Source organism: Snodgrassella sp. B3800, from assembly GCF_026535865.1.
GTDB classification, from domain to species: Bacteria; Pseudomonadota; Gammaproteobacteria; order Burkholderiales; family Neisseriaceae; genus Snodgrassella; species Snodgrassella alvi_E.
The window spans coordinates 45,409-70,878 of the sequence record NZ_JAFNPH010000003.1 but is presented as its reverse complement, the minus strand read 5'-3'; the positions used below and the strand labels follow the sequence as shown (position 1 = coordinate 70,878).

At 36.9% G+C, this 25,470-nt stretch carries 23 protein-coding genes; 14 read left to right on the top strand and 9 right to left on the bottom strand.

Translation table 11 applies throughout. The annotated features are described in order from the left end of the window. The first annotated feature begins 20 nt into the window (after positions 1–20). The 13 genes from J3U64_RS05895 to J3U64_RS05835 all read left to right on the top strand — a co-directional run bounded on the left by J3U64_RS05895 (position 21) and on the right by J3U64_RS05835 (position 12,598). A complete protein-coding gene (locus J3U64_RS05895) occupies positions 21–407 on the top strand; it encodes a hypothetical protein (protein ID WP_267408618.1) in 387 nt (128 codons plus the stop codon). 14 nt (positions 408–421) lie between these two features. Next, positions 422–1,750: a tRNA (N6-isopentenyl adenosine(37)-C2)-methylthiotransferase MiaB gene (miaB, locus tag J3U64_RS05890; protein WP_267408617.1), complete on the top strand. Its 1,329-nt coding sequence runs from the start codon at positions 422–424 to the stop codon at positions 1,748–1,750. A gap of 192 nt (positions 1,751–1,942) precedes the next feature. Continuing rightward, positions 1,943–3,256 carry an NCS2 family permease gene (locus J3U64_RS05885; RefSeq protein ID WP_100141135.1) on the top strand — a complete coding sequence of 438 codons (1,314 nt, stop codon included), beginning with the start codon at positions 1,943–1,945 and terminating at the stop codon, positions 3,254–3,256. Positions 3,257–3,381: 125 nt separating this feature from the next. Continuing rightward, positions 3,382–3,945 (top strand): beta-class carbonic anhydrase, encoded by a 564-nt coding sequence (locus J3U64_RS05880; RefSeq protein ID WP_100141136.1) that lies wholly within the window; start codon positions 3,382–3,384, stop codon positions 3,943–3,945. Continuing rightward, a complete protein-coding gene (gene nadD, locus J3U64_RS05875; protein WP_267408616.1) occupies positions 3,942–4,577 on the top strand; it encodes a nicotinate-nucleotide adenylyltransferase in 636 nt (211 codons plus the stop codon). Before J3U64_RS05880 ends, nadD begins: the two co-directional genes overlap by 4 nt. 63 nt (positions 4,578–4,640) lie before the next feature. Continuing rightward, positions 4,641–5,030, top strand: coding sequence for a ribosome silencing factor (gene rsfS, locus J3U64_RS05870; protein ID WP_100141138.1), 390 nt, complete (start codon positions 4,641–4,643; stop codon positions 5,028–5,030). Positions 5,031–5,056: 26 nt separating this feature from the next. Continuing rightward, entirely contained in the window at positions 5,057–5,527 is a 471-nt protein-coding gene (gene rlmH / locus J3U64_RS05865; protein WP_100141139.1) for a 23S rRNA (pseudouridine(1915)-N(3))-methyltransferase RlmH, read from the top strand. Positions 5,528–5,737: 210 nt separating this feature from the next. Further along, on the top strand, positions 5,738–7,618 hold the full coding sequence (gene dxs / locus J3U64_RS05860) for a 1-deoxy-D-xylulose-5-phosphate synthase (RefSeq protein ID WP_267408615.1): 1,881 nt from the start codon (positions 5,738–5,740) through the stop codon (positions 7,616–7,618). 554 nt (positions 7,619–8,172) lie between these two features. Continuing rightward, positions 8,173–9,177, top strand: coding sequence for a tRNA dihydrouridine synthase DusB (gene dusB / locus J3U64_RS05855; RefSeq protein WP_267408614.1), 1,005 nt, complete (start codon positions 8,173–8,175; stop codon positions 9,175–9,177). A 31-nt stretch (positions 9,178–9,208) separates the two neighbouring features. Beyond that, positions 9,209–9,454, top strand: coding sequence for a helix-turn-helix domain-containing protein (locus J3U64_RS05850; RefSeq protein ID WP_100141142.1), 246 nt, complete (start codon positions 9,209–9,211; stop codon positions 9,452–9,454). A gap of 32 nt (positions 9,455–9,486) precedes the next feature. After that, the gene (gene purH, locus J3U64_RS05845) at positions 9,487–11,061 is read left to right on the top strand and encodes a bifunctional phosphoribosylaminoimidazolecarboxamide formyltransferase/IMP cyclohydrolase (RefSeq protein ID WP_267408613.1); all 1,575 of its coding nucleotides are present in this window, start codon (positions 9,487–9,489) and stop codon (positions 11,059–11,061) included. 75 nt (positions 11,062–11,136) lie between these two features. After that, positions 11,137–11,943, top strand: a complete 807-nt coding sequence (locus J3U64_RS05840) for a sulfite exporter TauE/SafE family protein (protein WP_267390845.1) — start codon at positions 11,137–11,139, stop codon at positions 11,941–11,943. A 19-nt stretch (positions 11,944–11,962) separates the two neighbouring features. Beyond that, on the top strand, positions 11,963–12,598 hold the full coding sequence (locus J3U64_RS05835) for an MBL fold metallo-hydrolase (RefSeq protein WP_267408611.1): 636 nt from the start codon (positions 11,963–11,965) through the stop codon (positions 12,596–12,598). Positions 12,599–12,749: 151 nt separating this feature from the next. On the opposite strand, the gene J3U64_RS05830 is transcribed toward J3U64_RS05835, so the two are convergent. The 5 genes from J3U64_RS05830 to rfbB all read right to left on the bottom strand — a co-directional run bounded on the left by J3U64_RS05830 (position 12,750) and on the right by rfbB (position 18,754). Then, positions 12,750–14,036, bottom strand: coding sequence for an AmpG family muropeptide MFS transporter (locus J3U64_RS05830; protein WP_100141146.1), 1,287 nt, complete (start codon positions 14,034–14,036; stop codon positions 12,750–12,752). A gap of 216 nt (positions 14,037–14,252) precedes the next feature. Next, positions 14,253–15,848 (bottom strand): DNA recombination protein RmuC, encoded by a 1,596-nt coding sequence (gene rmuC, locus J3U64_RS05825; protein WP_416384983.1) that lies wholly within the window; start codon positions 15,846–15,848, stop codon positions 14,253–14,255. 136 nt (positions 15,849–15,984) lie between these two features. Further along, the gene (gene rfbC, locus J3U64_RS05820) at positions 15,985–16,554 is read right to left on the bottom strand and encodes a dTDP-4-dehydrorhamnose 3,5-epimerase (RefSeq protein WP_267408609.1); all 570 of its coding nucleotides are present in this window, start codon (positions 16,552–16,554) and stop codon (positions 15,985–15,987) included. Between the two features lie 6 nt (positions 16,555–16,560). After that, complete coding sequence (rfbA, locus tag J3U64_RS05815) at positions 16,561–17,442, bottom strand: glucose-1-phosphate thymidylyltransferase RfbA (RefSeq protein WP_100151555.1); 882 nt, start codon at positions 17,440–17,442, stop codon at positions 16,561–16,563. 241 nt (positions 17,443–17,683) lie between these two features. Next, positions 17,684–18,754 (bottom strand): dTDP-glucose 4,6-dehydratase, encoded by a 1,071-nt coding sequence (rfbB, locus tag J3U64_RS05810; protein WP_267408608.1) that lies wholly within the window; start codon positions 18,752–18,754, stop codon positions 17,684–17,686. A 229-nt stretch (positions 18,755–18,983) separates the two neighbouring features. Between rfbB and J3U64_RS05805 the strand changes: the two genes are divergently transcribed. Continuing rightward, on the top strand, positions 18,984–20,030 hold the full coding sequence (locus J3U64_RS05805; RefSeq protein WP_267408607.1) for a hypothetical protein: 1,047 nt from the start codon (positions 18,984–18,986) through the stop codon (positions 20,028–20,030). A gap of 86 nt (positions 20,031–20,116) precedes the next feature. Here the strand turns inward: J3U64_RS05805 and J3U64_RS05800 are convergent, their stop codons facing one another. The 4 genes from J3U64_RS05800 to J3U64_RS05785 form a co-directional block, all read right to left on the bottom strand. Beyond that, positions 20,117–20,929 carry a polysaccharide pyruvyl transferase family protein gene (locus J3U64_RS05800; RefSeq protein ID WP_267390839.1) on the bottom strand — a complete coding sequence of 271 codons (813 nt, stop codon included), beginning with the start codon at positions 20,927–20,929 and terminating at the stop codon, positions 20,117–20,119. Beyond that, on the bottom strand, positions 20,914–21,939 hold the full coding sequence (locus J3U64_RS05795; protein ID WP_267408606.1) for a glycosyltransferase family 2 protein: 1,026 nt from the start codon (positions 21,937–21,939) through the stop codon (positions 20,914–20,916). The genes J3U64_RS05800 and J3U64_RS05795 overlap by 16 nt, the downstream gene beginning before the upstream one ends. Positions 21,940–21,941: 2 nt before the next feature. Continuing rightward, positions 21,942–24,068 (bottom strand): HAD-IA family hydrolase, encoded by a 2,127-nt coding sequence (locus J3U64_RS05790; protein ID WP_267408605.1) that lies wholly within the window; start codon positions 24,066–24,068, stop codon positions 21,942–21,944. Between the two features lie 212 nt (positions 24,069–24,280). Further along, a complete protein-coding gene (locus tag J3U64_RS05785) occupies positions 24,281–25,279 on the bottom strand; it encodes a hypothetical protein (protein ID WP_267408604.1) in 999 nt (332 codons plus the stop codon). Positions 25,280–25,470: the final 191 nt, after the last annotated feature.

The following is a 25,470-nucleotide window of genomic DNA, read 5'->3' as shown; positions in this document are numbered from 1 at the left end:
TTGTTATTCAAGGAGAAACTATGAAGTACTTGCGTTTGGCGTTATGTGGTTTGATTTTGTTGACTGCTTCATTTGCATGGGCAGGCCGTATTTTACCTCGCGATGTTCAGATTGTAGTGCTGAAAAATGCTGAGGGGCAACAGGTTGTATTGGGAACTGCGAAAAAGGCCTGGTTACGTACCCTGAGTCTGGGCTTAATCAATAGTAATAAAACATTTCAATTGAGTCGTGCCGTAAGAGTGCATGATGCTAATAACCGTTTTATTACTTATAATAATTTGCCTAGATTCAAGAACTCTCCGATAGCGGTACGCTTTGACAGGATGAATCAGATTCAAGAAATCTGGGTGTTGACGGATGAGGAACAGAATGAGTTGATCCGCCCGAATAATCCTCAGGTTGAATAATATTGTTAGGTGTTATGAAAAAAGTATTTATACGAACCTTTGGTTGTCAAATGAATGAGTATGATAGCGAAAAAATGCTGTCTGTACTTGCGGAAGGACAATCTTTAGAGCGTACTGACAGAGCTGAAGATGCGGATATTATTCTGTTTAATACTTGCTCAGTACGGGAAAAAGCTCAGGAAAAAGTATTTTCAGATTTGGGACGTATTCGGCCGTTAAAGGCTAAAAATCCGAATTTAATCATCGGAGTGGGCGGCTGTGTGGCCTCTCAGGAAGGTGAGGCAATCATTCAGCGGGCGCCTTATGTAGATGTTGTTTTTGGACCGCAGACTTTGCACCGTTTGCCGCAAATGATTTTGGATAAGGAGACGAGTGGTCTTTCTCAGGTAGATATTTCTTTTCCTGAAATAGAAAAATTTGACCATTTGCCACCGGCACGTGTAGAGGGAGGAGCGGCTTTTGTTTCCATTATGGAAGGCTGTTCCAAATATTGTAGTTTCTGTGTTGTCCCTTACACGCGTGGTGAAGAGTTTTCTCGTCCATTGGAGGATGTGTTAACTGAAATTGCCGGATTGGCTCAACAAGGTGTTAAGGAAATTAACCTGCTAGGGCAGAATGTAAATGCTTATCGGGGCGATATGGGCAATGGTGAAATATGTGATTTTGCTACTTTGCTGCGTATTGTCCATGAGATACCTGGTATTGAGCGCATGCGTTTCACAACGAGCCATCCTCGTGAATTTTCTGACGCTATTATTGAGTGCTATCGGGACTTGCCAAAATTGGTATCGCATCTGCATTTGCCAGTACAGTCTGGTTCTGATCGTGTGCTAGCAGCAATGAAACGTGGCTATACTGCATTGGAATATAAACATATTATTCGTAAATTACGTGCTATACGTCCGGATTTATGTTTGAGCTCAGATTTTATTGTAGGATTTCCGGGTGAAACGGAACGAGAATTTGAGCAGACGTTGAAGCTGGTACAGGATCTGGCTTTTGATTTAAGTTTCGTCTTTATTTATAGTCCGCGGCCAGGTACGCCTGCGGCTAATTTGCCAGATGATACGCCACATACTGAAAAGGTACGTCGGCTGGAGGCTTTAAATGAAGTGATAGAGGCTGAAACGGCTCGTATTAATCAATCAATGCTTGGAAGTGTACAGCGCTGTCTGGTGGAAGGTGTCTCCAAAAAGGATCCAGATCAGTTGCAGGCTCGAACAGCTAATAACAGAGTGGTAAATTTTACCGGCCATCCACGTCTGATAAATCAAATGGTTGAGTTGGAAATTACTGAGGCACATACATTCTCGTTACGCGGAAAAATTGTTTTGGCCGAATGAATAATTCATTAGGAAAGCAAAGCGCTAATGAGGTTTGGAAATGCAGATCAATATGCATATAAATACAAACAAGAAGGCTGTATTGGTTATTCGATTAGCTGCAATATGGTAGTGTTTTTGTCCGGTTACCTATCTGTTTAATTGTGTTAGCCGGTTTTGTGTGGCCTTTTTTCGGTATTAAAAGGAATTGGCATGAGCCCAGTGGGTATTTCTTTTTTGGATCGTTTTTTTAAAATTAAAGAAAGTGGCAGTAGTGTGCGCACTGAGGTGCTGGCAGGCCTGACTACTTTTTTGGCAATGAGTTATATTCTGGTAGTCAACCCATCCATTCTGAAGGATGCAGGAATGGATTTCGGTGCCGTTTTTGTGGCTACCTGTATTTCCTCGGCATTTGCTTGCATGATGATGGGACTAATAGCAAATTATCCGATTGCTCTGGCACCGGGTATGGGACTGAATGCCTATTTTACCTATGCAGTAGTGAAAGGTATGGGTATTTCATGGCAAGTGGCGTTGGGCGCGGTTTTTGTTTCGGGTATCATTTTTATTATCCTGAGCTTATTTAAGGTGCGCGAGGCAATAGTGAATTCTTTACCGAATTCGCTTAAGTTTTCCATTGGTGGGGGTATTGGGCTGTTTCTTGCTCTGGTAGCCTTAAAAAGTGCCGGTGTTGTGGTTTCTAATCCGGCAACTTTGGTTAGTTTGGGCGATATTCATTCACCTCAGGTATTGATGACAATTGTTGGGTTCTGCTTTATCGTCACATTGGAGCATTTTCGGGTACGCGGCGGGATTATTATTGGTATTTTAACCATTACGGCTGTGGCTTCGTTGATGGGTATCAATCAGTTTCAGGGTGTGTTTGCACCAGTACCTTCATTAGCTCCTACTTTCTTACAGCTGGATTTTCATGATTTATTTACCATGAGTCTGGTAAGTGTTATTTTTGTTTTTTTCTTTGTCGATTTATTTGACAGTACAGGGGTTCTGATTGGCGTAGCTGGTCGCGCAGGGTTGTTAGTAGACGGCAAGTTGCCACGGGTGAAAAAAGCATTGTTGGCTGATTCTACGGCCATTGTGGTGGGAGCTGGACTAGGTACTTCTTCTACTACGGCTTATGTGGAATCAGCAGCGGGCGCGGCTGCTGGCGGGCGCACAGGTTTAACGGCGGTTGTAGTAGGTATTTTGATGCTGGCAAGTTTATGGTTTTCTAAACTGGCTGCGAGTGTTCCTCCCTATGCGACTGCTCCTGCATTGATGTATGTTGGCGTGCTGATGATGCGCAGTATGACTGAGATTGACTGGAAAGATGTTTCTGAAGCAGCGCCAGCATTTTTTACTCTGATTTTTATGCCTTTCGCTTATTCTATTGCGGATGGTATTGCCATGGGCTTTATCAGTTATGCCCTGATTAAATTGTTCTGTGGTAGGGTTAAAGATGTATCTTATATGGTATGGATAATTGCGGTTTTATGGGCATTTAAACTTTTATGGCTTGGAGCATAATGTAGTTTGGTTGATAACAGGCAGCCGTTATGGCTGCCTGAATATTTTTAGCCGCGGTCTTGAATGCTGATTGTACCCGATATGATTCGTAATCACTGATTTATATAAATGATAATGGAGAAATGATGTCTTTAATTGATGAGATTATGGACTTTAATCAGAAGTTTGTGGATGCTGAAGAATACGAGCAGTTTTTTACTGACAAATATCCTGAAAAAAATCTGGCCATTGTGTCTTGTATGGACGCAAGAATTCTGGATTTGCTGCCTCGGGCGCTAGGATTGAAAAATGGGGATGCCAAAGTGATTCGCAATGCCGGTGCTTTGGTTACTCATCCGTGGGGTTCAGTGATGCGCTCGTTGCTGGTGGCAGTCTTTGAAATGAACGTACACGAAATCATGGTAATTGGGCATTATGACTGTGGTATGCAGGAGTTACATGTACCAGATATGTTGGATCGTATGCGCGCACGTGGTATCAGTGATGAACGTTTGGAGATACTGGAGAATGCTGGTGTGGATTTTCATAAGTGGTTGACAGATTTTGATAGTGTGGAAGACGCGATTATGCATTCTGTTAATATGATACGTAAGCATCCGTTGATGCCAAGTGAAATAAAGGTACACGGTCTGGTGATCCATCCCATTACGGGAAAACTGAATATTGTGGTGAATGGAAATAAAGTATGAAGCGAGTTGGTTTGTTTGGTGGTACGTTCGATCCGCCACACAATGGCCATATTCATATTGCGCAGGCTTTTGCAGATGAATTAAAGCTGGATAATGTGATATTTATTCCGGCTGGTGATCCATATCATAAACTGAGACAGTCTAATTCAACCGCAGAACAACGGTTGTACATGGTAGAGCAGGTAATTGCTATGGATAAACGTTTCAGTGTTTCTGATTGTGATGTGCGGCGTAAAGGACCTACCTATACGATTGATACGGTTTCTTTATTTCGACAGGTGTTTACACAGACACAGTTATGGTGGTTGCTGGGTATGGATTCATTATTACAATTGCCTAAATGGTATCGTTATCAGGCTTTATTGCAAAGTGTGAATCTAGCTATTGCTCAGCGTGGCGAACAAGGTTTAACTGAGTTGCCGAATGATTTACAGGGTTGGCTACCAGAAGCTTTGGCTAAGAATTTGACTACACCAGACGGTGCGGATGGCGGTCGGGCTAAATTATTACAGGCATCATTTTTACCGGTAAGTTCCCATGAAATTCGTGCAGAATGGTCAAAAGGGAAGCATGATGATGTACCGGCTGCGGTAGCCCAATATATCGACCAAGAAAACCTTTATCGGGCATAATTTGCCTGTTTTAATGCATTTTCGAGCAGGAAATGCTTTTTTATACATTAGGAAATAAACAGTATGGATGAAAATCTTATCGCTCAATGGGACAATATGGTTGCCATTTGCGTGGATGCACTTGAAGATATTAAAGGTAAAGATATTACTGTGTTGGATACTTCAGCACAAACTTCGCTGTTTTCGCGAATGATTATTGCCAGTGGTGACAGTACGCGTCAGGTAAAAGCGCTGGCTAATAATGTGGCTGTAGAATTAAAAGAAGCTGGTTATGAAATAATCAGTACTGAGGGGCTGGATAGTGGTGAATGGGCTCTGGTTGATGCAGGTGATCTTGTCGTACATGTAATGCAGCCAGCGGTGCGTGATTATTATGATATAGAAGCATTATGGGGTGGTGAGAAGCCTTCTTTTCATGCTGGCGCAGCTAAACCATGGCAGGCTGCTGATTGACGGATTCTGATGTTTTTTGTGATTGAATGAATATTACTGTATTGGCTGTAGGAACGAAGATGCCGCAATGGGTGGATCATGCGGTGCGTGATTACAGCAAAAGATTTGGCCGAGAAATTCAGTTTCAGCTTAAAGAAATCAAACCTGAAAAACGAGGTGCCGGTGTTAATGCCGCGCAGGCTATGGCAGCTGAAGAACAGCGCATTGTTGCAGCCATACCCGCACATAGTTATCTGATTGTATTGGATGAGCGTGGTAAGGCACCCACTTCAATGGAATTGGCCGATAGTTTAAAGAAATGGCAACAGCAGGGCGACAATCTGTGTTTTATTATTGGTGGAGCTGATGGCATGACGACCAATTTGAAACAGCGGGCAAATATGTTGATGCGATTGTCGAGCCTGACTTTACCGCACGGAATGGTACGGGTGTTGCTGACTGAGCAGCTATATCGTGCTCAGTCTATTCTGCATAATCATCCCTACCATCGTGAATAATTTCTTAAGGTAGTTACTGCCTCTGGTAGCAGAGCTTATGTGGCTGGAGGTGCTAATTATTTATAATTAATCTAGATAGAAATAATGTCCTGACATAGAATGAATACCCCCGAACAGGGGGTAGGCTAGTATATAATTGCGCTGCAATCAGATTGGTAGTGCTAATAGCCTATATTGTCTGAATTTATTCATAATAAGTAAAGTCTGATCATGAATCCTACCCCTCTCCTTGATACAATTGATCTACCACAGGATTTGCGTCGTTTGCAAAAAAGCCAGTTACCCCAACTGGCAGATGAATTGCGGGCGTATTTGCTGGAATCAGTAAGCAAGACAGGGGGGCACTTTGCGAGTAATTTGGGTGCAGTTGAGTTAACTGTAGCCCTACACTATGTGTACCAGACGCCACAGGACCATTTGGTATGGGATGTGGGTCATCAGAGTTATCCGCATAAAATTCTGACCGGCCGTAAAGGAAAAATGGCTACGATGCGCCAGTTTGGCGGTCTGGCTGGATTTCCGAAACGCAGTGAATCTGAATACGATGTATTTGGTGTAGGCCATTCTTCTACCTCTATCGGTGCGGCATTGGGTATGGCGGTGGCCGATAAATTGCAGCATAAAAACAATCGAAGTGTGGCGATTATTGGTGATGGTGCTATGACAGCAGGGCAGGCATTTGAAGCATTGAATAATGCTGGTGATATGGACGTGGATTTACTTGTTATTTTAAATGACAATGAGATGTCTATTTCTCCTAATGTTGGTGCTCTTCCGAAATATCTGGCCAGAAATCCTTTGCATGATGTTAAAGGACTGGTGAAATCAATCAAGCAAAAATCAGAAAAGGTCTTGGGTATGGTACCCGGGGCTCTGGATGTAGCGCAGCGGGTAGAAAACAAAATCAAAGGCCTAATTGAAGAAAGTACCACTTCGGAAACGTTGTCCTTATTCGATAATTTTGGCTTTACTTATTCTGGACCAGTTGATGGACATGATGTTATTCAGCTTGTAGATGTGCTTCAGGATATGCGCAACCGGAAAGGGCCGCAATTATTGCATATTATTACCAAAAAAGGCCAAGGTTACAAACTGGCAGAAAATGATCCTGTAACTTTTCACGCAGTCAGTGCTTTTGATCCGGCTCAGGGCCTGTATTCATCTGGTGCAAATGTTTCTAATCCAACTTATACCCAGATTTTCAGCCAATGGATAATTGATCAGGCAGCTGCAGATAAAAAACTGCTGGCTATTACCCCTGCTATGCGAGAAGGCAGTGGACTGGTGGAGTTTGCTCGTCGTTATCCGGAACGTTATTTTGATGTCGGAATTGCGGAGCAGCATGCAGTCACGTTTGCGGCAGGTCTGGCTTGTGAGCAAATGAAGCCGGTAGTAGCTATTTATTCCACTTTTCTGCAACGTGCGTATGATCAGCTCATTCACGATGTTGCTTTGCAGAATTTACCAGTTTTGTTTGCCATTGACCGTGGCGGAATTGTAGGTGCTGATGGTCCGACACATGCAGGTGTTTATGATTTAAGCTACCTTCGTTGTGTGCCTAATTTGGTTATTGCCGTACCAAGCGATGAACATGAATGTCGTTTACTGCTATCTAGCTGTTACCAGCTCAATCAGCCAGCTGCTGTACGCTATCCTAGAGGGGCAGGTACAGGTGTACCAGCTGGTACGAATTTGGCAACTGTAGCAATTGGTAAGGGAGTAGTACGTCGTCAGGGGCAAAGGATTGCTTTAATTGCATTTGGAAGTATGGTATCAGCTGCTATGTGTGTAGCGGATGCTATCGATGCTACAGTGTCTGATATGCGGTTTGTTAAACCACTGGATACCGAACTTTTACTTCATCTGGCTGCTGAACATGATTATTTGGTGACCATTGAAGAAAATAGTAGGATTGGTGGAGCTGGCAGTGCAGTGCTTGAAGTGCTGGCACAGCATAATTTAGTGAAACCGGTTCTCACACTGGGCATACCTGATATTGTAACTGAGCATGGTGATTCAGCACAGCTATTAGACCAGATGGGACTGAGTGCTGCCAAAATTCAGCAACACATTCTTGATTGGGTCGTTTAGTTTTTAGCTAAAATTCTGGTTTAGGCTTGGTTTCAATGTTCTAAATCTTCTAAGCATATTTGACATAAATTCTTATGGTTGCAGTTGCAAATTAAATAGCAGCTAATCTAACAGTCAGAAAAAATTAGGTGCTATGCTTTTTTTCAACATTATATTGATTCAATTGTTAATACATGATGATTTAGTTTAAAACCTATTTTCGTTGGACGTTTTCTTATATTGATTTTAGTCAGTTTTCAGTAGCTAATTTTAGTTATATGCGAATCAATTCAATAATTAAATCTGTTGTTCGTCAGTTTTAATATTTCTTCATTAGCTGCTTTTTGGTTATTACTGATGTCTTTAGTTGGTTGAAAATTTAATTTAATATCCTACACAAAAACTTTGCTGTAATGGCTTCTGCTTAAAACGAATTTCCATTTTACAAGTAGTAGAAAGGATGCAGCATCACCTCTCTTTGGTTAAATATTGGTATTTATATTTGGAGTGATTGCCTAAAAAATGTACAATAATTCACCTCTGAATATTGTTTTCCCATAATTAGTTTACTGAATATGCAAATAGGTTGTTATCAGCTGACAGCCCCTGTTGCGTTGGCTCCCATGGCTGGTATAACTGATAAACCCTTTCGCCAGCTGTGTCGTGAGTTCGGAGCCGGCTGGGCAGTCAGTGAAATGATTACCAGTGATCCAAGCTTGCAATATACTCGTAAAACTTTGCAGCGTGCAGATTATAAGGGCGAAAGCGGTATCAAGGTAGTTCAGATAGCTGGAAGTGAACCGCAGCAACTGGCAGAAGCTGCACGCTATAATGTTGCCCGTGGTGCAGACGTCATTGATATCAATATGGGTTGTCCAGCCAAAAAGGTTTGTAATGTACTGTCAGGCAGTGCTTTATTACAGAATGAATCATTGGTTGAAGCAATTTTAAAGGCTGTAGTTAATGCAGTAGATGTGCCAGTAACTTTGAAAACAAGGCTTGGGTGGGATGATGAGCATCGCAATATACTAACCATTGCCCATCTGGCGCAGGAGGCAGGAATTGCCGCTCTGGCGGTACATGGCCGTACACGTACACAAATGTATCGTGGCGAAGCGAGTTATGATCTGATTGCTCAGGTACGTCAGCAAATAAACCTGCCATTGTGGGTTAATGGAGATATAACCAGTCCACAAAAAGCCTTAAAAGTATGGCAGCAGACTGAGGCTGATGGCGTGATGGTGGGGCGCGCAGCTCAGGGGCAACCGTGGCTGTTTCGAGATCTTGTGCATCATCATCAGCATGGATGTTTGCCCCCCTCTTTGACGGTGGCGGAGCATGCACAGATTATAGTAGGACATATTGTGGCTATGCATCAATTCTATGGTGATATAACGGGTGTCCGTATTGCCCGTAAGCATATTGGCTGGTACGTCGCTGCCTTACCGCAGGGTGAGCATTTTCGCAAGCAGGTCAATAGCGTGAACGATGCGAAGATTCAGTTACAGCTGATTAATGATTTTTTAGACAGGCAGGTAGCACAACTATCGGTATGGCCTTGCTCCTATCGGCAGCAGTAACTGTTTGCCTTGTCATACGAGGATAATATAAATGAGTGAAGCACCCAAAGTAAGTATCGCTCAATGTATAGAGGTCAATGTAAGGCAATATTTTGCAGATCTTGATGGAGAAACACCTTGTGCTGTTTATGATATGGTGTTGCAGCAGATGGAATTACCATTGTTGCGTTGTGTGATGGATGTTTGTGAACACAATCAGACTCGCGCTGCACAAATTCTGGGTCTCAATCGCAATACTTTGCGAAAAAAATTAATGCAGTATCATTTGCTGGACTGAGGCAGTTTCAACTGAATACTAAGGGAGATGTCATGGTGGGAATCAAACGGGCACTGATCAGCGTGTCTGATAAAACTGGCGTGGTTGATTTTGCGCGTCAGTTAGCACAACTGGGCGTTGAATTACTGTCAACCGGAGGAACTGCCAGTCTATTGGCCAAAGAAAATATAGCTGTGACTGAAGTAGCAGACCATACTGGATTTCCGGAAATGCTGGATGGGCGAGTAAAGACACTACACCCTAAAATCCATGGTGGTATTCTGGCACGACGTGATAATGCTAAACACATGAATCAGCTTGCAGCACAAGCTATCGGAACCATAGATCTTGTATGTGTAAACCTGTACCCTTTTGCTGCAACTGTTGCGAAACAGGATTGTACATTGGAAGACGCTATCGAAAATATCGATATCGGCGGTCCTGCAATGGTTCGCTCTGCCGCCAAAAACTGGCGTGATGTGGCTATTGTAACTGATAGTAATGATTATGCTGCTATAATCGATGAAATCAGAAACCAAAGTGACCTGTCTGAGCAAACCCGATTTAATCTAGCACGCAAAGCTTTTGCTCATACAGCTCAATATGATGGCATGATTGCCAATTATCTGACACGCATTGACGATAAGAATTTATCTGGAATACCAGATTTACAAACCTTTTCCCAGCAATATAACCAAAGCTGGCTGAAAATCCAGGATTTACGCTATGGCGAAAATCCACATCAGCAGGCTGCCTTTTACCGGGATTTGCAGCCTGCTGAAGGCAGTCTCGCTAAATATCAGCAACTGCAGGGAAAAGAATTATCTTACAACAATATTGCGGACGCCGATGCAGCATGGGAAACAGTCAAGTCTTTTACTCAGCCGGCCTGTGTTATTGTCAAACATGCTAATCCTTGTGGCGTTGCCATAGCCAGTGACACTCTAACTGCTTACCAATTAGCGCTGGCGACCGATACAACCAGTGCATTTGGAGGAATTATTGCCTTCAATCGTGAAGTAGATGCGGCCACTGTAGAAGCCGTAACCGGTCAGTTCCTCGAAGTTTTATTGGCTCCTGCTTTCACAGACGAAGCCAAGGTCATCATAGCGGCCAAAAAGAATGTCCGAGTACTGGAAATTCCTTTGTCTGCCGGAGCAAATCAGTTTGAATTAAAACGTGTGGGTGGTGGTCTGCTGGTGCAGACACCAGACAGACACTATATCGATGCAGGTGATTTAAAGGTCGTAACAGCAAGAGTACCCAGCGAACAGGAAATTAAAGACTTACTATTTGTATGGAATGTAGCTAAATATGTGAAATCTAATGCTATTGTATTTGGTAAAAACGGGCAGACGTATGGTATCGGAGCAGGACAAATGAGCCGTGTCGATTCCACGCGAATTGCTGCGCGAAAAGCACAGGATGCTGGCTTCGAATTAAACGGTGCCTGTGCCGCTTCAGATGCTTTTTTTCCATTTAGAGACGGTGTGGATGTGATTGCTGCACAAGGTATCAAAGCCATTATCCAGCCCGGCGGTTCTGTTCGGGATGAAGAAGTAATAGCTGCTGCCAATGAACATGGAATTGCTATGGTGGTCACAGGTGTGCGCCACTTCCGCCATTAATTTTTTCCATGGCTTTGATACAAAAGTTACTATTTTTGTTTATCTTCTGACCAAAAATTGTAATTAAGCTAATTTATGGAACTGCTTACTTATTTATTAATAGGTGCTGTAGCAGGCTTCGCTGCTGGACTGTTTGGCGTTGGTGGTGGTTTAATTGTTGTACCTATTCTGTATATCGTCTTTATGCATGCAGGTTATGGTGAAGCGGTCACGATGCATCTGGCGCTTGGTACTTCTCTAGCAACCATCATGGTTACTTCTATTAGTTCCATGCTGGCGCATAACAAAAATCATGCAGTAATCTGGCCAGTTGTTGGGCGTTTAACACCTGGTCTTGTATTGGGTTCGTTTGGCGGTGCAGCCATCGCAGATGCATTATCAGGAGAAAAACTTCAACTGGTTATTGGTATTTTTACCCTTATGGTTGGTATCAATATGTTTCGCACCGCCTGCAGTCAACAAAATTTACAGCAAACTCAGTTGGTTAATTCTCGCTGGCACTGGTTGGCAGGTGTAATCATCGGTATTGCGTCAGCTTTGTTTGGTATCGGCGGGGGCAGTCTAACTGTACCTTATCTAAATCGAAGCGGACTAGCTATGCAGCAAGCTGTAGGTACTTCTGCCGCATGTGGTCTGCCAATTGCGCTTGCTGGTGCCATAGGCTTTATGTTTTTTGGTGCCCATGAACAAATTCATATTGAACATACCATAGGATATGTTCATATTTATGCGTTTATTGGCATCAGTTTCATGAGTTTTATCACAGCCAGACAGGGTGCTAAAGTGGCGCATTATCTTTCACCTAGAAAGCTGAAAAAATGTTTTGCTTGTCTGCTGCTCTTCATGAGCATGTATTTTTTAAGCAAAGCTGTATTGTTATAACTGATAAACGAGGTAAAAAATGGCTTTAAACGTGCAGATCTTACCCGTAACACCATTTCAACAGAATGCTGCATTATTATGGGATGATGTCAGCAAAGAAGCCGTATTAACAGATGTAGGTGGTGAAGCTGAACGCTTACTGGAGGCAGTAGAAACACATCAGCTGAACTTAAAAGCTATTTGGTTAACACATGGGCACCTTGACCATGCAAGCGGCGTAGAAGAATTAACTACCTTGCAGCCGGTACCAGTTTTGGGCCCGCATCAAGCTGACAATTACTGGTTGCAGGCGTTGCCAGAAGTGACTGCCAGTTATGGTTTTCCCATTAGTCAGCCATTTATACCAACACGCTGGTTAAATGAAGGAGAAGCATTAAAAGTAGGTGAGCATACTTTTATCGTTTTTCATATACCAGGCCACACTCCGGGCCATGTTGTATTTTACAGTCAGGCTAATAAATTGCTGATAGCAGGTGATGTGTTATTCCGAGAATCTATCGGCCGTACAGATTTCCCTGGTGGTAATCATTCTGATCTAATCCGCGGTATTCAGGAAAAGCTATTATCTTTGCCTGATGATACCCGCGTATTATCAGGCCATGGCCCTATGACAACCATAGGTCACGAAAAGCAGCATAATCCATTTTTGCATTAATCTAACCAGCAGCCGTATTTTCTAATGAACTTATAATATAGACAAAGTTTTTTCGCGAATAATATATAGAAGTTCAGGTGAAAAAACACTATCTATATGATATTAAATTGCTGCCGAATGAACTTTTTATCAGAATGAATCTTAGTTATGCTCAAACGCCTGTTACTTTTTTATTCCATGGTGCGACCTTCAACAACAGCAACATTCCAGGAATGGCCAGAAAAAAGCATAACCAGAAAAAGCTCACATAACCTAGCCAGTTAATCAAATATCCAGTAGTAGCATTAATCAATGTTCTAGGCACAGCAGCCAGACTAGTAAACAGTGCTAGTTGAGTAGCAGTATAAGCAGGATTAGTTTCTTTGGCCATGTAGGCCACAAATGCTGCCGTACCCAAACCAACACCAATAGCTTCAAATCCTATAACCAAAGCCAAAGTAAAAAGCTCTTTAGAACCAATATGGATAAAAGGCCCCTGACTGGCCAGCCAGGCAAATCCTAGGATAGAAAAAACCTGAACTAGACCGAATAACCATAGCGCCCGATTTATACCCAGCTTAATCATCCATATACCGCCAAGAATTCCGGCGATAATTGTTGGCCATAAGCCAGCATTTTTGGCTATCAGACCAATATCCATCTTACTAAAGCCCATATCCATATAAAATGGTGTGGCCAGAGCGGTAGCCATACTGTCACCAAGCTTGTACAAAAAGATAAAAAACAGTACCAGTAAAGCACTTTTAACACCTTTTCGTGCAAAAAATTCTTTAAAAGGCTCAACTACAGTTTCTTTAAAAGTTTTGGGTACAGTTATCGGTAAAGTGGGTTCATGAGCTAAAAATAAAGTCATAAATATACCCGGCAACATAAATAACGCAGTAATAGCAAATACTGTCGGCCAAGGATAGATATCGGCCAGAATAAGAGACACAGAGCCGGGTACAAGAGCCGCAATACGATAAGCATTTACATGGATTGCATTGCCCAGTCCTAGTTCACTATCAGGTAATATTTCTCGCCGGAATGCATCCAATACAATATCCTGACTGGCCGCAAAAAAAGCCACAAACAGAGATAAAATTTTAATGAGATTCATATTTTGCTGAGGACTGAGCAGCATATAACCGAGAATAGACAACAATAAAGCTGACTGTGTGACAAACATCCATCCACGCCGTCTTCCTAACCATGGAAATTGCACAGCATCCATTAGAGGGGACCATAAAAATTTCCATGTGAATGGCAGACCAATAATAGAAAACAATCCTATAGTCTTTAAATCCACACCTTCATTACGCAGCCAGGCAGGAACAAGATTTATCAGAAAGTACAGTGGCAAACCTGAACTGAAACCTGTAAACACACAGATCAGCATATGCTGACTAAAAATTCGCTGCCAGATAGATGGAGGCGATTGATGAGCGTTCTGAGTCATACAGCAATAATCCAACAGCAAATTACATATGTCTAAGAGAATGCATAAATCCGAATTATTTATGCAGAAGTATAAGTTTACCTAGCCAGCAAGCTGACAATTAAACGCTATTGTACGCCAGATTTAAACAAGACAAAGGTTGCAATAAAAGCTTAATTTAGCTGTAAGCCAACATTATTCATGTATAGAAAAATTCATGAAATAGGCAACATAAGATCATTCTGAGGGAGAGTCTGAGGTAGCAAGAAGTAGCTCATCTTCCTCTTCCTCTCCTTTTTGATAATATTCAGGCAAATTTTTACTGCTTTGTATCCCCAGCTGACGCAGCTTTTGCGCTCTGTTTACTAGGTTACCACGCCCGTTAACCAATTGCCCCATAGCTTTCTGAAATTGTCCTTGAGCCTGATCCAGATTTTTTCCAACACCTTCGAGAGTGTTCACAAAGCCAACAAATTTGTCATACAACTTACCGCCTTCTTTTGCAATAGTCAGCGCATTCTGATTTTGCTGTTCACTACGCCAGATATGAGCAATAGTACGTAATGTTGCCAGTAAAGTGCTGGGCCCAACCAGCATAATCCGCTTTTGGAAACAGTCATCGAACAATTGATTATCCTGTTGTAGCGCGAGTAGATATGCCGGCTCAACCGGAATAAACATAAACACAAAATCGAGTGTATTTAGCCCATCAATTTCATCATAACATTTAGACGAGAGTTCTTTAATATGATGACGCACAGACTGAATATGTGCAGCTAGCGCTTTCTCCGCACTGGCTGCATCTGTTGCCTGAGTATAACGGACATAAGCTGTCAGTGAAGTTTTAGCATCAATAATAATCTGTTTATTCTCAGGTAAATTTACCAACACATCCGGCTGCAAACGACGCTGACGACCAAACTCATCAATAATCGTATTAGACGCCTGTAGAACGTACTCACGTCCTTTTTGAAGACCAGAATTTTCTAATACCTTTTCCAGAATCATCTCGCCCCAGTTACCCTGATTTTTATTCTGAGTACCGGCTAAGGCATCGGTAAGCGCTTTAGCATCACAATGCAATTGAGCATTGAGCTGCTGCAGATGTTTTAGTTCATTTTCCAGCGTTGTACGTTCTTTTGCCTCTTTTTCATAAGTATGCTGAACCAGTTGACTAAATCCCTGCATACGCTCATGTAAAGGATTCAGCAACTGACTAAGACTAGCCTGATTCTGCTCACTAAAACGTTTACTTTTTTCTTCCAGAATATCATTAGCTAATGACTTGAATTGATTGCTGAGACTATTACGCGCTTCGTTTAATAAAGCCAGCTTCTCCTCAAAGGCTTCGCGTTCAAGCTTAAGTTGCGTGTTAAGACGACTGTTTTCAATTTGTATATGCTTTAATTTTTCCGCAGCATTTATATACTTTTGTTCACGAATATGCCAGTCCTCAGAACGCAGTTGCCAGTCCTGTAACTGCTGTTCTGCTGCAGCCAGATCGATGGTGGCAGACCGCAGTTGTTCACATTCTGATTGAAATGCTTCCTGAGCAGTAGTTAACTGGACATTTACTGCTTCTGCAGCACTCAAGCGTTTGTATACAACTTGTAATTCTTGACGACACCGAATCAATTCTTCATCATTGATCTGTTTATTTTGCTTAAGATAATTAACTTCTGTTTGTACACGAATCAACTCATTCAAGGCTTCTGATAACTGCTTCTTTACGGACTGATGTTCTTGTAATGATTTGTGTCGATATGTTAAATATATAATTATTGCAACAATGAGGATGGAAACAATCCAAATAAAACTAAAAACAGTCTTCATAATAAAATAAACCGTGAAATCGATTTAACGAAGGTAACAGAATGGGATCATGGCAGTAACTATACAAGAATTAATAAATAGAATTATATTTAAAAAATATAAATTAAATTGATTTATAAATTATCTTTTTAAGATTTTAGCTATAACAATTTTTAAGATGGGCAAAATCATGAGCCTGAGCATCTTTATGTGAACAACTGACTATCATATCAGAACTGATAGGCCATGAAATGGCTAGTTCAGGATCATTCCAGCGAAGATTACGCTCACATTCTTTAAAATAAAAATCAGTTGTTTTATAAAGAAACTGAGTATCATCCTCAAGAGCTAAAAATCCATGTGCAAAACCTGCAGGAATCCAAAACTGTCGATGGTTGACAGCCGATAGTTCTACTCCATACCACTGCCCAAATGTTATAGAATCAGGTCGAATGTCAACAGCTACATCCCAAGCCCTGCCTTGGACTACACGAACTAATTTTCCTTGTTCGTGTGGTGAAATTTGATAATGTAGACCCCTAATAATACCTTTATGGGACAAAGAATGATTGTCTTGAACAAATTCAGGACTATGTAGATGACGTTTATTTAAAGCTTTTTCAAACAGTTGTTGATTAAAGCTTTCCATAAACCAGCCTCGTTCGTCCTCGAAAACGTGAGGCTCAATTATTAATAAATCTTTGATAGGAGTGTCAATTATATTCATAATCAATTATTTATGATATTCGTTGTATAATTTTAATAAGTATTGTCCATAGCTGGTTTTATTTAAAAATTTCCCACGCTCATATAGTTGTTCAATTGTTATCCATTTGTTATTAAATGAAATTTCTTCTAAACATGCAATTTTTAAGCCCTGCCGTTTTTCAATAGTCTGTACAAATTGGCTGGCATCTATCAAAGAATCATGTGTACCTGTATCTAACCATGCAAAACCTCTTCCTAACAATTGAACATTTAATTGTTGTTGACTTAAATAAAGATTATTTATATCTGTAATCTCAAATTCGGATCTTGCTGAAGGACGTATAGTTTTAGCCATTTCAACAACCTGATTATCGTAAAAATATAATCCGGTAACAGCATAATTGGATTTAGGATGGGAAGGCTTTTCTTCGATTGAAAGTACTTTGCCATTTGCTCCAAACTCTACAACACCAAATCTCTCAGGATCGTTAACATAATAACCAAATATAGTAGCGCCTATAGTCTGATTACAAGCAATTTGTAATTGTTGTCCAAAGCTTTGCCCGTAAAATATATTATCTCCTAATACTAAAGCTACGTTTTCTTCTCCGATGAATTCTTCTCCCAAAATAAATGCTTGGGCTAAACCATCTGGAGATGGTTGTATTTTATATTCAATTTTAATCCCAATAGAGCTACCATCATGAAAAAGTTTCTGAAAATTTGGTAAATCCTCTGGAGTAGAAATAATAAGTATTTCATTAATTCCAGCCATCATCAAAATAGATAACGGATAGTAAATCATAGGTTTATCGTAAATCGGTAATAGCTGTTTTGAAGTTCCTAATGTAATAGGATACAGCCGCGTACCAGATCCTCCAGCAAGAATAATACCTTTCCGTTTCATGATTTTCTTTCTGGCAAGTCTTAAGCTAATGTAAAAGGGGAATATTATAACCTAAATGTAAATTTTTCAGATTGATTTTAACTAAGTATATTAATTTCGCATGTGCATTAAAAATTGTTTTATAGCGAATTATTTTGTCAAATTAATAAAAAGCAAACCTTATTAAAATTATTTAGGTTGTTAACTAAATTTCAATTTAAAAGTAGTATATAGTCAATAAATACTGTTTTATATATATACTTCAAATATTATTATATTGTTTTTTTATCCAATTTTTATATTCTCCAGTTTGTATGTTTTTTACCCATTCTGGATTTTCAATATACCATTTAACAGTTTTGGTTAAACCTGAAGTAAAACTTTCTTTTGGTACCCAGCCTAGTTCATTCTTAATCTTACTAGCATCTATTGCATAACGAATGTCATGTCCAGGCCTGTCTTGAACATATGTAATGAGATCTCTATATTTATTAATTCCAATGGGTTTTTTTGGAGCTAATTTTTCAAGTAGATCACATATTTGGTTAACAACATCGATGTTTCTTTGTTCGTTGTGCCCACCAATATTGTAGCTCTCACCGGTTTTACCTTTTGTCAAAACGGTATAAAGTGCTCTTACATGATCATCAACATACAACCAATCTCTTATCTGCTCACCATTACCGTATATTGGTAATAATTTGCCGGATAAAGCATTCAAGATACTAAGCGGTATAAGTTTTTCTGGAAAATGATAAGGACCATAATTATTAGAGCAATTTGTAAGTATAATGGGCAGGCCATACGTGCGGTACCATGCTCGAACAAGGTGGTCTGAACTGGCTTTACTGGCAGAATATGGTGAGCTAGGTGCATAAGGTGTCATTTCTGTAAAAAAAAGACTACTATCTTTGAGGTCTCCGAATACTTCGTCAGTAGATATATGATGAAAACGAAAAGATAGCCGTTTTTCTTTACTTAATTTTTGCCAATATATACGAGAAGATTCTAGTAAATGGAATGTTCCTATTATATTGGTCTGAATAAAATTTGAAGCCCCATTAATTGATCTATCGACATGTGTTTCTGCCGCCAGATTCATTACTGCATCAGGTTGAAAATTATCAAAAATTTTGGCTAGGGCATAGGAGTCAATAATATCTGCTTGATAAAAATGATATCTTGGATTTCGTGCTATTGACGATAAAGATTCTAAATTTCCGGCATAGGTTAATTTATCTAAGTTCAAAACCTGATGATTTGTATGTTCGATCAAAAATCTGATTAGGGCGGAACCTATAAAACCAGCTCCGCCTGTAACTAATATATTCATTTCATTCCTACAACATTTATTTCAGAAAATCAAAAAAAAATTTATTATTTTGAAATGGCTCTCATAAAAGGGATAACGCTTTATATATACGTATTATAAAATTTTGCACATGAGAATGCACTCTATAAATAATGTGTGTTATAGAGGTCTTAAATTTTGGGTATATTTTCACCATCAATTTGATTAAAGTATAATTAAAAGGAAGTATTAAAGTTTTTGAGGCTACTGGATGGTTAAAAAGCGGATTATTCTTGCTATGCCAAAGCATAATGATATTTTTGCTGAAATAATAAAAAATTTGGAATATTATCAATTTGATGTTACATTTGTAGACAGCAACCCTAAATATATTAAAAATTTTAGATATAAAAATGTTTTAGATAGAATATTTCATTTAGTACGTAAAATCTTTTTTAGGGATTATTCATATAAACATTTGCTTAAAGAAAAATTGTTAGTCGATAATACAAAAATGTATTTATCGTCTAAACAATATGATTATGCTTTAATCATAAGACCTGATACTTATCCTTTAAAATTGTTGCAACTCATTAAAACAAGGGTTACTAAATCAATGATAGGATATCAGTGGGACGGTTTAACCCGGTTTCCAGCAGTTTTGGCAACTATTGATTTATTTGATAGTTTTTATGTATTTGATTCTAACGATATCCAAAACAATGATTTTAAGAAATTCCATTTGAGTGGAATAACAAATTTTTATTTTGATGTTAACAAACCTGCACCTATTAGTCATACCGGAAAAATTGCTTATTTTGTTGGGTCACATATAGATGAACGGATAAGTGCAATTGATAGTTGTGCATTTGAATTAAATAAAAATAATATTCAATTAAAATTCATAATTCCAACAGACGATCCTTGGAAAATTTCTAAATATAAACAAAAAAATCTTATTACTTTTGGAGCTAAAAATAAATTAAGCTTTCATGAAAATATTTCTAATATTAATTATTCAGATATTTTAGTTGATATAGTTAATCCCATACATCATGGTTTATCATTCAGGGTTTTTGAAGCAATATATTATCAAAAAAAATTGATTACAACTAATCCATTCGTTCAATATTATGATTTTTTTCATCCCAATAATATAATGATTTGGGAAAAACAAAATTACAATTTTTTATCAGAATTTCTTGCTAAACCGATGGTTATAATTGATTCTGAAATCATACAAAAATATAGTTTTGGCAATTGGATAAAGAATATTTTAAACCTAGATTCATATCAAAAAATTACCTTACCACAATAAAACTAAATATTATTAAAATAGAGTATATTAAAAAAATTAACATACTCTATTTATACTAATGATATAACAAATTTATTCAGATACTCTTAATGGAGATGATTAATATCTATAAAACAAGTATGAGGATACTGTTCTAATAACGAATTTTCGTAAACAGCTTTATTTTTAAAATAATTGTTTGCAAATAATTTTACTTTTTTCTTTAATATAGAACCTAGTATTCCAATATGAAGACGATCTGTTTCAATGGTCTCGAAATTCGACAAATAGCCAGCTAAACTTAACGAAACATGTTTAGCTAGATGTTTATTAGACCATAGACTTCCATTCCAAGATAAAGAAATATCCATATTGTTTCTTGGTAAATCGAATAGATTTGCTGATTCTCCATCAGTTCTAAAGCAGTATGCGGTGCCTATTCCTTTTTGTTCAAAATTTGAAAAATAGTATTTCGGGAAATAAAAAGCCATATCATCCGATAAATATACATTATCCATATTAGCTTGGCTAGAAATACAGTTATTAAAGGAATAATTTTCTCTACAAAGAATCTTTAAATTTCCAAAAGTTTCATTCAATAAATTAGGATACCCTAAAACTGTATGTGGAAGAACAATACAGGAATTATTCTTGACAGATTTTAAAATCTCTTTATACATTTCATCGTATTTTCCTTCAACTAAATTACCACCACCAGCAAATAATATGGTTTGATTTTTGAGTAGTGATGTATCATTTATTATTTCATAATTAAGATTTAAAGAATCAAATAATAAATAAGTAGAATGAGCTATCAATGCATCACCAGAATTGCCAGGATTACTCCAATAATAAAATTTTTTATCTAAAAACAACGTCAATAAATTAATTATATTAATTTTTTTTATTTTTTCTTCCATTTTCTTATTGTATCCCTAATTTTTGCTGCAATTGTTTTCAGAGGAAATGATTTTCTTCTTAAATACCACACATTGCCTTGAATATCATTTATTTTATGATTTAATTCATTAATTTTATTTGTTAATTCAGTATTTTTTTTATCCATTTCGTTTAAAAGTAAATGTAAAATACCATAATTTGCTGAATTATCAGATAAAGCCTTTCTAACAATTGAGTTTCTATATTCTATCTGATATTTATGATGCAGGTTTGCCCCCGCGCAGACTGAATTACCATATATATTATTAGAAGAAGCCCTTAAATGATAAAAAGCCAATTGTTCATTTATAGAATGTATTTCACCTATTCTAAATAATCTTAGATTGTAATCCCAGTCCCCTAGCACTGGAAGCTGATCATTGAATTTTCCGATTTGCTTTGCCGCATTCATGCGAATTAACAGACAAATTGGTGGTGTAATATTTTGTCTTAACAAGTACCCTATATCTATAGTTTGTTGCCAATGAGACCAATCTTCTGTACGTAACTGTTTAACGGTGTCTACATTTATTTCTTCATATATAACTAAACATTTTGTTACAACAGCGACTGCATTTTGGTTTGAATTTAAATGATTTACTGTTTCTTGTAAAAATTTATAATGCCAAGAATCATCATCATCATGTACGACCATGAATTCTTCAGTGGCAATATCAAAACCGCAATTTGATGCAGCTTCCATTCCTAAAGAAGTAGAATTATGAATTACTGTTATTTTGTCTTTTAAATAAGGTAAATTAATCTCAACCAACTCATTTACTTCTTTAGCATCACCACCATCATTGATTAAATATAAATGCCAGTTAGAATACGATTGTTGAATTACACTTTCAAGAGCCCTAGTTAACAATAAGGGCCTATTTTTGGTCCTCATTATAATAGCAACTGAACCATCCCTTTTCAGATTGTCAACAGTATTGTTTTCAAAATAGTTTATTGGATATAATTGTTGATTTGCTGATTTTAACATAATTAGTTTTCAATAAAATTTTTAATTAACTTAGGATATTCATTAAAATATTGGAGGGCAAATTGATATACTTGCGGTTTAATTTTTTTACGATTTTCTTTCCAATACTGAATTGTACCACATTGCCATCCTCCCGGTCCCCCAAATGAAAATCGGACTTGTTTTAGATTCTGAGGTAATTGTTGGTTTATTAAACATTGCATTATTTGATGATCAAAAAGTGCAGAATGTTTAATTCTTCCCAAATATGTTTGTTCATATCTAAGAGGAGAAATACAAACTTGAAAAATTGCTGCTTTTGCAACTTCGGTATTGATATAATTTTTTTGCAAACCATAAACGGATTTATTTTTTTTCCATTTTTCAATTGTACTTAACACACCTTTCTGAAAAATAGAAATTTTTTTGAGATATTGTTCAATATAAATACTTTTTTTATCATCCTTTAAACAAGGATAAATATCTTTCTCATCTTTCTTATAACCTATGGTAGTTTCATGATCTGCTGAATGCAAGTTTTCTAAAATATTTACACAATTTTGATATAATTTTTTTTCGGATATAGAAGAAAAAATATTAAAAAAAGCAGCTTTCATTGGACCATTTTTATAAAGTCTTCCTGAAGCAGTTTGTCCAAATAACCCATAATAGAATCCATATATTTTACTTTCGATACCCATATGTGAACGAAATTTACTCAATGCCAATTGAATTGAGCCACTCCAACCTAAATCTATTATCGCTATTTTTTTATTTACTTCAAATAACCCTTCTTGTTTGAAATATTCTATTGATTCTGTATATTCTTCTTCAAATTTTTTTAACAAAATAGAAGTTAATTCTTTTTGTATAAATATTTTTAATTTGTCAATTTTTTTAAAATCAAAAGCATTTTTGATTGAACCAAATTTCTGAACAAAATTAGTATTTAAGATATCTTTCGCATCGATTCCTAAACGATTAAAATATGTTATATAAGTATCGGTATGTTGTAAAGATTCATTTACTATCGAAGTCAAAGAGTCACTTGAAAGTTTTCCATTTTGTTTAAGTTCTATGTAATATGTAGGAAAGCGTAAGACTTTTCTTGAAAGATAGAGATAGCTGGAAGTTGTATTACATTCTTTATCTAAATCTAGTAATTGCCATACTTTCTGAATTAATTGTGCATCTCTTGCACAAAAATAAATGTGGTTGATTTCATTCTTTTTAATATGTTTTTTTAACCATGAAGTATAACTATATAAAATTAAAGCGCCAAATGTTTCCCCCAAACCATTCCAGAACGAATCTTCATTAAACTCTTTCAAAGAGTAGATACCATTTGTTAAATGATACACCTTATTCATTAATGAAAAAGGGACTACTTCTTGACAAAGCTGTGCACCTAATCTTCTTTGCCCTAAAAATCGCTTATAATGATAAGTATTTATATGAAATTTTCTCGGTTGTACAACATCTGCAACTTTATTATCGCCTATATGTAATATTTTATAGCCTGAATTATTGTCTAAGACATATTTCCAAATTCTTCCACTATGTTTTGATGATAATAAGTCAGATGAGACATACAATTCGTCATATAAGTTCAAATGATTTTTTTCTAGAAGGGTTTCAATAAATTGTTTAGATAAATAAATATCAGAAACAAATATAATTTTTTTACCAAGCTTTTTTAATTCTAAAATTAGTTTTTTATTATCTTCTATACTGATATTGCTATCTATCTCGGCTATTAGCTCTAGCTTTTTTGCTTTATTTAGTAAACTTGTATTATATTTATTTGTATCAAAAAGATAGTCATAAATCTCATCTAATGTCACTTCATCTCTATTTTTTTGACGATGCAAAATATCTCGTATTTGTGCTTCTGCTAGGAGTCTATTTCTAGCAAAATCTTTTAAATTACTATTATTCACTTGGAGCTGATTTTCTACGTAAGCGAATAAGTCAATAGGACATTCAAATAATCGAGTTAAAAGCGTATCAAAAATATCAAAAGATATTACTTCAAAGTCATTAGATTTTTCTAAAACATTATTAATATATGTTTGATCAATTTTTTGTAAATTTTGCGCATAGTATTGTTGCGCAGAGGTAAGAATAGATTGAAAGTCGGTTGAATTCATAATGCGTCACACCAAAAACCTAATAATCATGATAACAATATTTCACAATTTTTGCTTACTTATTACTTTGCGTCAGAAAAATTGCTGGTTGTAAAATTTATTTAAATCAATTTTTTAGTATAACTTTTTACGAGCAAATTGTATATAAAAAATCATACAAAACAAAAAATTTATAGGTATTTGTTATATTTTAATAGTTTACCTTATTAAGCTTATGAGTAAAGGATTTGTTCTATCCAGTTTTTGAAACTATATTTTTGGAATATTTCTGCTTTTATTGGTTTAAAAGGTTCTTTTAGAAAATCTTTAATATCATTATGTGTTTTATCTTCCCATATATATATATTTTCTGGATGATAGAAATCATAATTTTTAACATATATATTTGTTGTAATTAATTTTTTTTGATAATAAAGAGCTTCAAAATGACGAAAAGAAAGACCATGATGTCCTCCAACTACAAAGTCGACCAGTATATCTGATGAGTTCACATTTTTTAAATTTTCAAAATAATTAATTCGGTTTTCTTTGCCAAAAATGATATGCTTAGATTGATAGCAATTAATATCTTTTCTTTTGCTTGTAGGGATAATAAACTTCGTTTTAATTCCATTGGCGGTAAGATTTGTTATGCATTGCTCAATTGCTTGTACGCGACAAGTTTGATGATCTCCAATATAATAAGCCTGCATCACATCATTTTTTATATTTTGGGGCGTAAGCATATCAAAATAAAAATTTGTAGTCTTATGTAGATGGTATTTTTTATATTCTTTATTTATTATATCTGTATGATCGAATATATAGAACTTATCAAATAAATGTATAAGATTTATTACCGGAAATCTTTTCAGTCCATCCCATTGATATCCTATAAATTTAATTTTGGTTTGCTGTTTTAACATTTCTAAAACACTTTTAGGGTATAAATCTGGTCGGATAACAATAGTGTAATCATATTGTTTGTTTCCAATTAGTAATTCTGCTTTATTTAAACATTGTTTCGCTTTTAATTTTTCTTTGTAATTATTGTTACGTAAGGCATGCTTAATAAAAAAATTGGATATTCGGTCTTTGATGCTTGCATATTCAAAATCTAATATGCTATCCACACGAAATACTTCATACCCATGAAATTGCAAATTTTTTGCAATTAAGTCTACGATACCATTACTTGGCGGCATGGCTAATAAAATAGTTTTATTTCTCATGAAACAAATTCAAACTAGAGTTTTTGGCAATTTGAAACTAATTATTTTAAGTGTTGTGTTTTTTTTAATCAATCTTGCGAGATTATTTGGTATTAAATTTTATTTAGAAAGTTTTAATTGATTACTAGACATTGTTTATTTTCTAAGAATAAATATGTTTGTTTATAATTAAATTTATTATTATCTAATAT

Bases quoted from the DNA above. Each gene is read 5' to 3' on its own strand.
- rlmH (WP_100141139.1), top strand. From the start codon at position 5,057: ATGAATATTACTGTATTGGCTGTAGGAACGAAGATGCCGCAATGGGTG.
- J3U64_RS05880 (WP_100141136.1), top strand. From the start codon at position 3,382: ATGTCTTTAATTGATGAGATTATGGACTTTAATCAGAAGTTTGTGGAT.
- J3U64_RS05795 (WP_267408606.1), bottom strand. From the start codon at position 21,939: ATGTTAAAATCAGCAAATCAACAATTATATCCAATAAACTATTTTGAA.
- J3U64_RS05790 (WP_267408605.1), bottom strand. From the start codon at position 24,068: ATGAATTCAACCGACTTTCAATCTATTCTTACCTCTGCGCAACAATAC.
- J3U64_RS05800 (WP_267390839.1), bottom strand. From the start codon at position 20,929: ATGGAAGAAAAAATAAAAAAAATTAATATAATTAATTTATTGACGTTG.
- J3U64_RS05850 (WP_100141142.1), top strand. From the start codon at position 9,209: ATGAGTGAAGCACCCAAAGTAAGTATCGCTCAATGTATAGAGGTCAAT.
- dusB (WP_267408614.1), top strand. From the start codon at position 8,173: ATGCAAATAGGTTGTTATCAGCTGACAGCCCCTGTTGCGTTGGCTCCC.
- J3U64_RS05895 (WP_267408618.1), top strand. From the start codon at position 21: ATGAAGTACTTGCGTTTGGCGTTATGTGGTTTGATTTTGTTGACTGCT.
- miaB (WP_267408617.1), top strand. From the start codon at position 422: ATGAAAAAAGTATTTATACGAACCTTTGGTTGTCAAATGAATGAGTAT.
- J3U64_RS05785 (WP_267408604.1), bottom strand. From the start codon at position 25,279: ATGAGAAATAAAACTATTTTATTAGCCATGCCGCCAAGTAATGGTATC.
- J3U64_RS05885 (WP_100141135.1), top strand. From the start codon at position 1,943: ATGAGCCCAGTGGGTATTTCTTTTTTGGATCGTTTTTTTAAAATTAAA.
- rfbC (WP_267408609.1), bottom strand. From the start codon at position 16,554: ATGAATATAATTGACACTCCTATCAAAGATTTATTAATAATTGAGCCT.
- purH (WP_267408613.1), top strand. From the start codon at position 9,487: ATGGTGGGAATCAAACGGGCACTGATCAGCGTGTCTGATAAAACTGGC.
- J3U64_RS05840 (WP_267390845.1), top strand. From the start codon at position 11,137: ATGGAACTGCTTACTTATTTATTAATAGGTGCTGTAGCAGGCTTCGCT.
- rfbA (WP_100151555.1), bottom strand. From the start codon at position 17,442: ATGAAACGGAAAGGTATTATTCTTGCTGGAGGATCTGGTACGCGGCTG.
- rmuC (WP_416384983.1), bottom strand. From the start codon at position 15,848: ATGAAGACTGTTTTTAGTTTTATTTGGATTGTTTCCATCCTCATTGTT.
- J3U64_RS05805 (WP_267408607.1), top strand. From the start codon at position 18,984: ATGGTTAAAAAGCGGATTATTCTTGCTATGCCAAAGCATAATGATATT.
- rfbB (WP_267408608.1), bottom strand. From the start codon at position 18,754: ATGAATATATTAGTTACAGGCGGAGCTGGTTTTATAGGTTCCGCCCTA.
- dxs (WP_267408615.1), top strand. From the start codon at position 5,738: ATGAATCCTACCCCTCTCCTTGATACAATTGATCTACCACAGGATTTG.
- J3U64_RS05835 (WP_267408611.1), top strand. From the start codon at position 11,963: ATGGCTTTAAACGTGCAGATCTTACCCGTAACACCATTTCAACAGAAT.
- nadD (WP_267408616.1), top strand. From the start codon at position 3,942: ATGAAGCGAGTTGGTTTGTTTGGTGGTACGTTCGATCCGCCACACAAT.
- rsfS (WP_100141138.1), top strand. From the start codon at position 4,641: ATGGATGAAAATCTTATCGCTCAATGGGACAATATGGTTGCCATTTGC.
- J3U64_RS05830 (WP_100141146.1), bottom strand. From the start codon at position 14,036: ATGACTCAGAACGCTCATCAATCGCCTCCATCTATCTGGCAGCGAATT.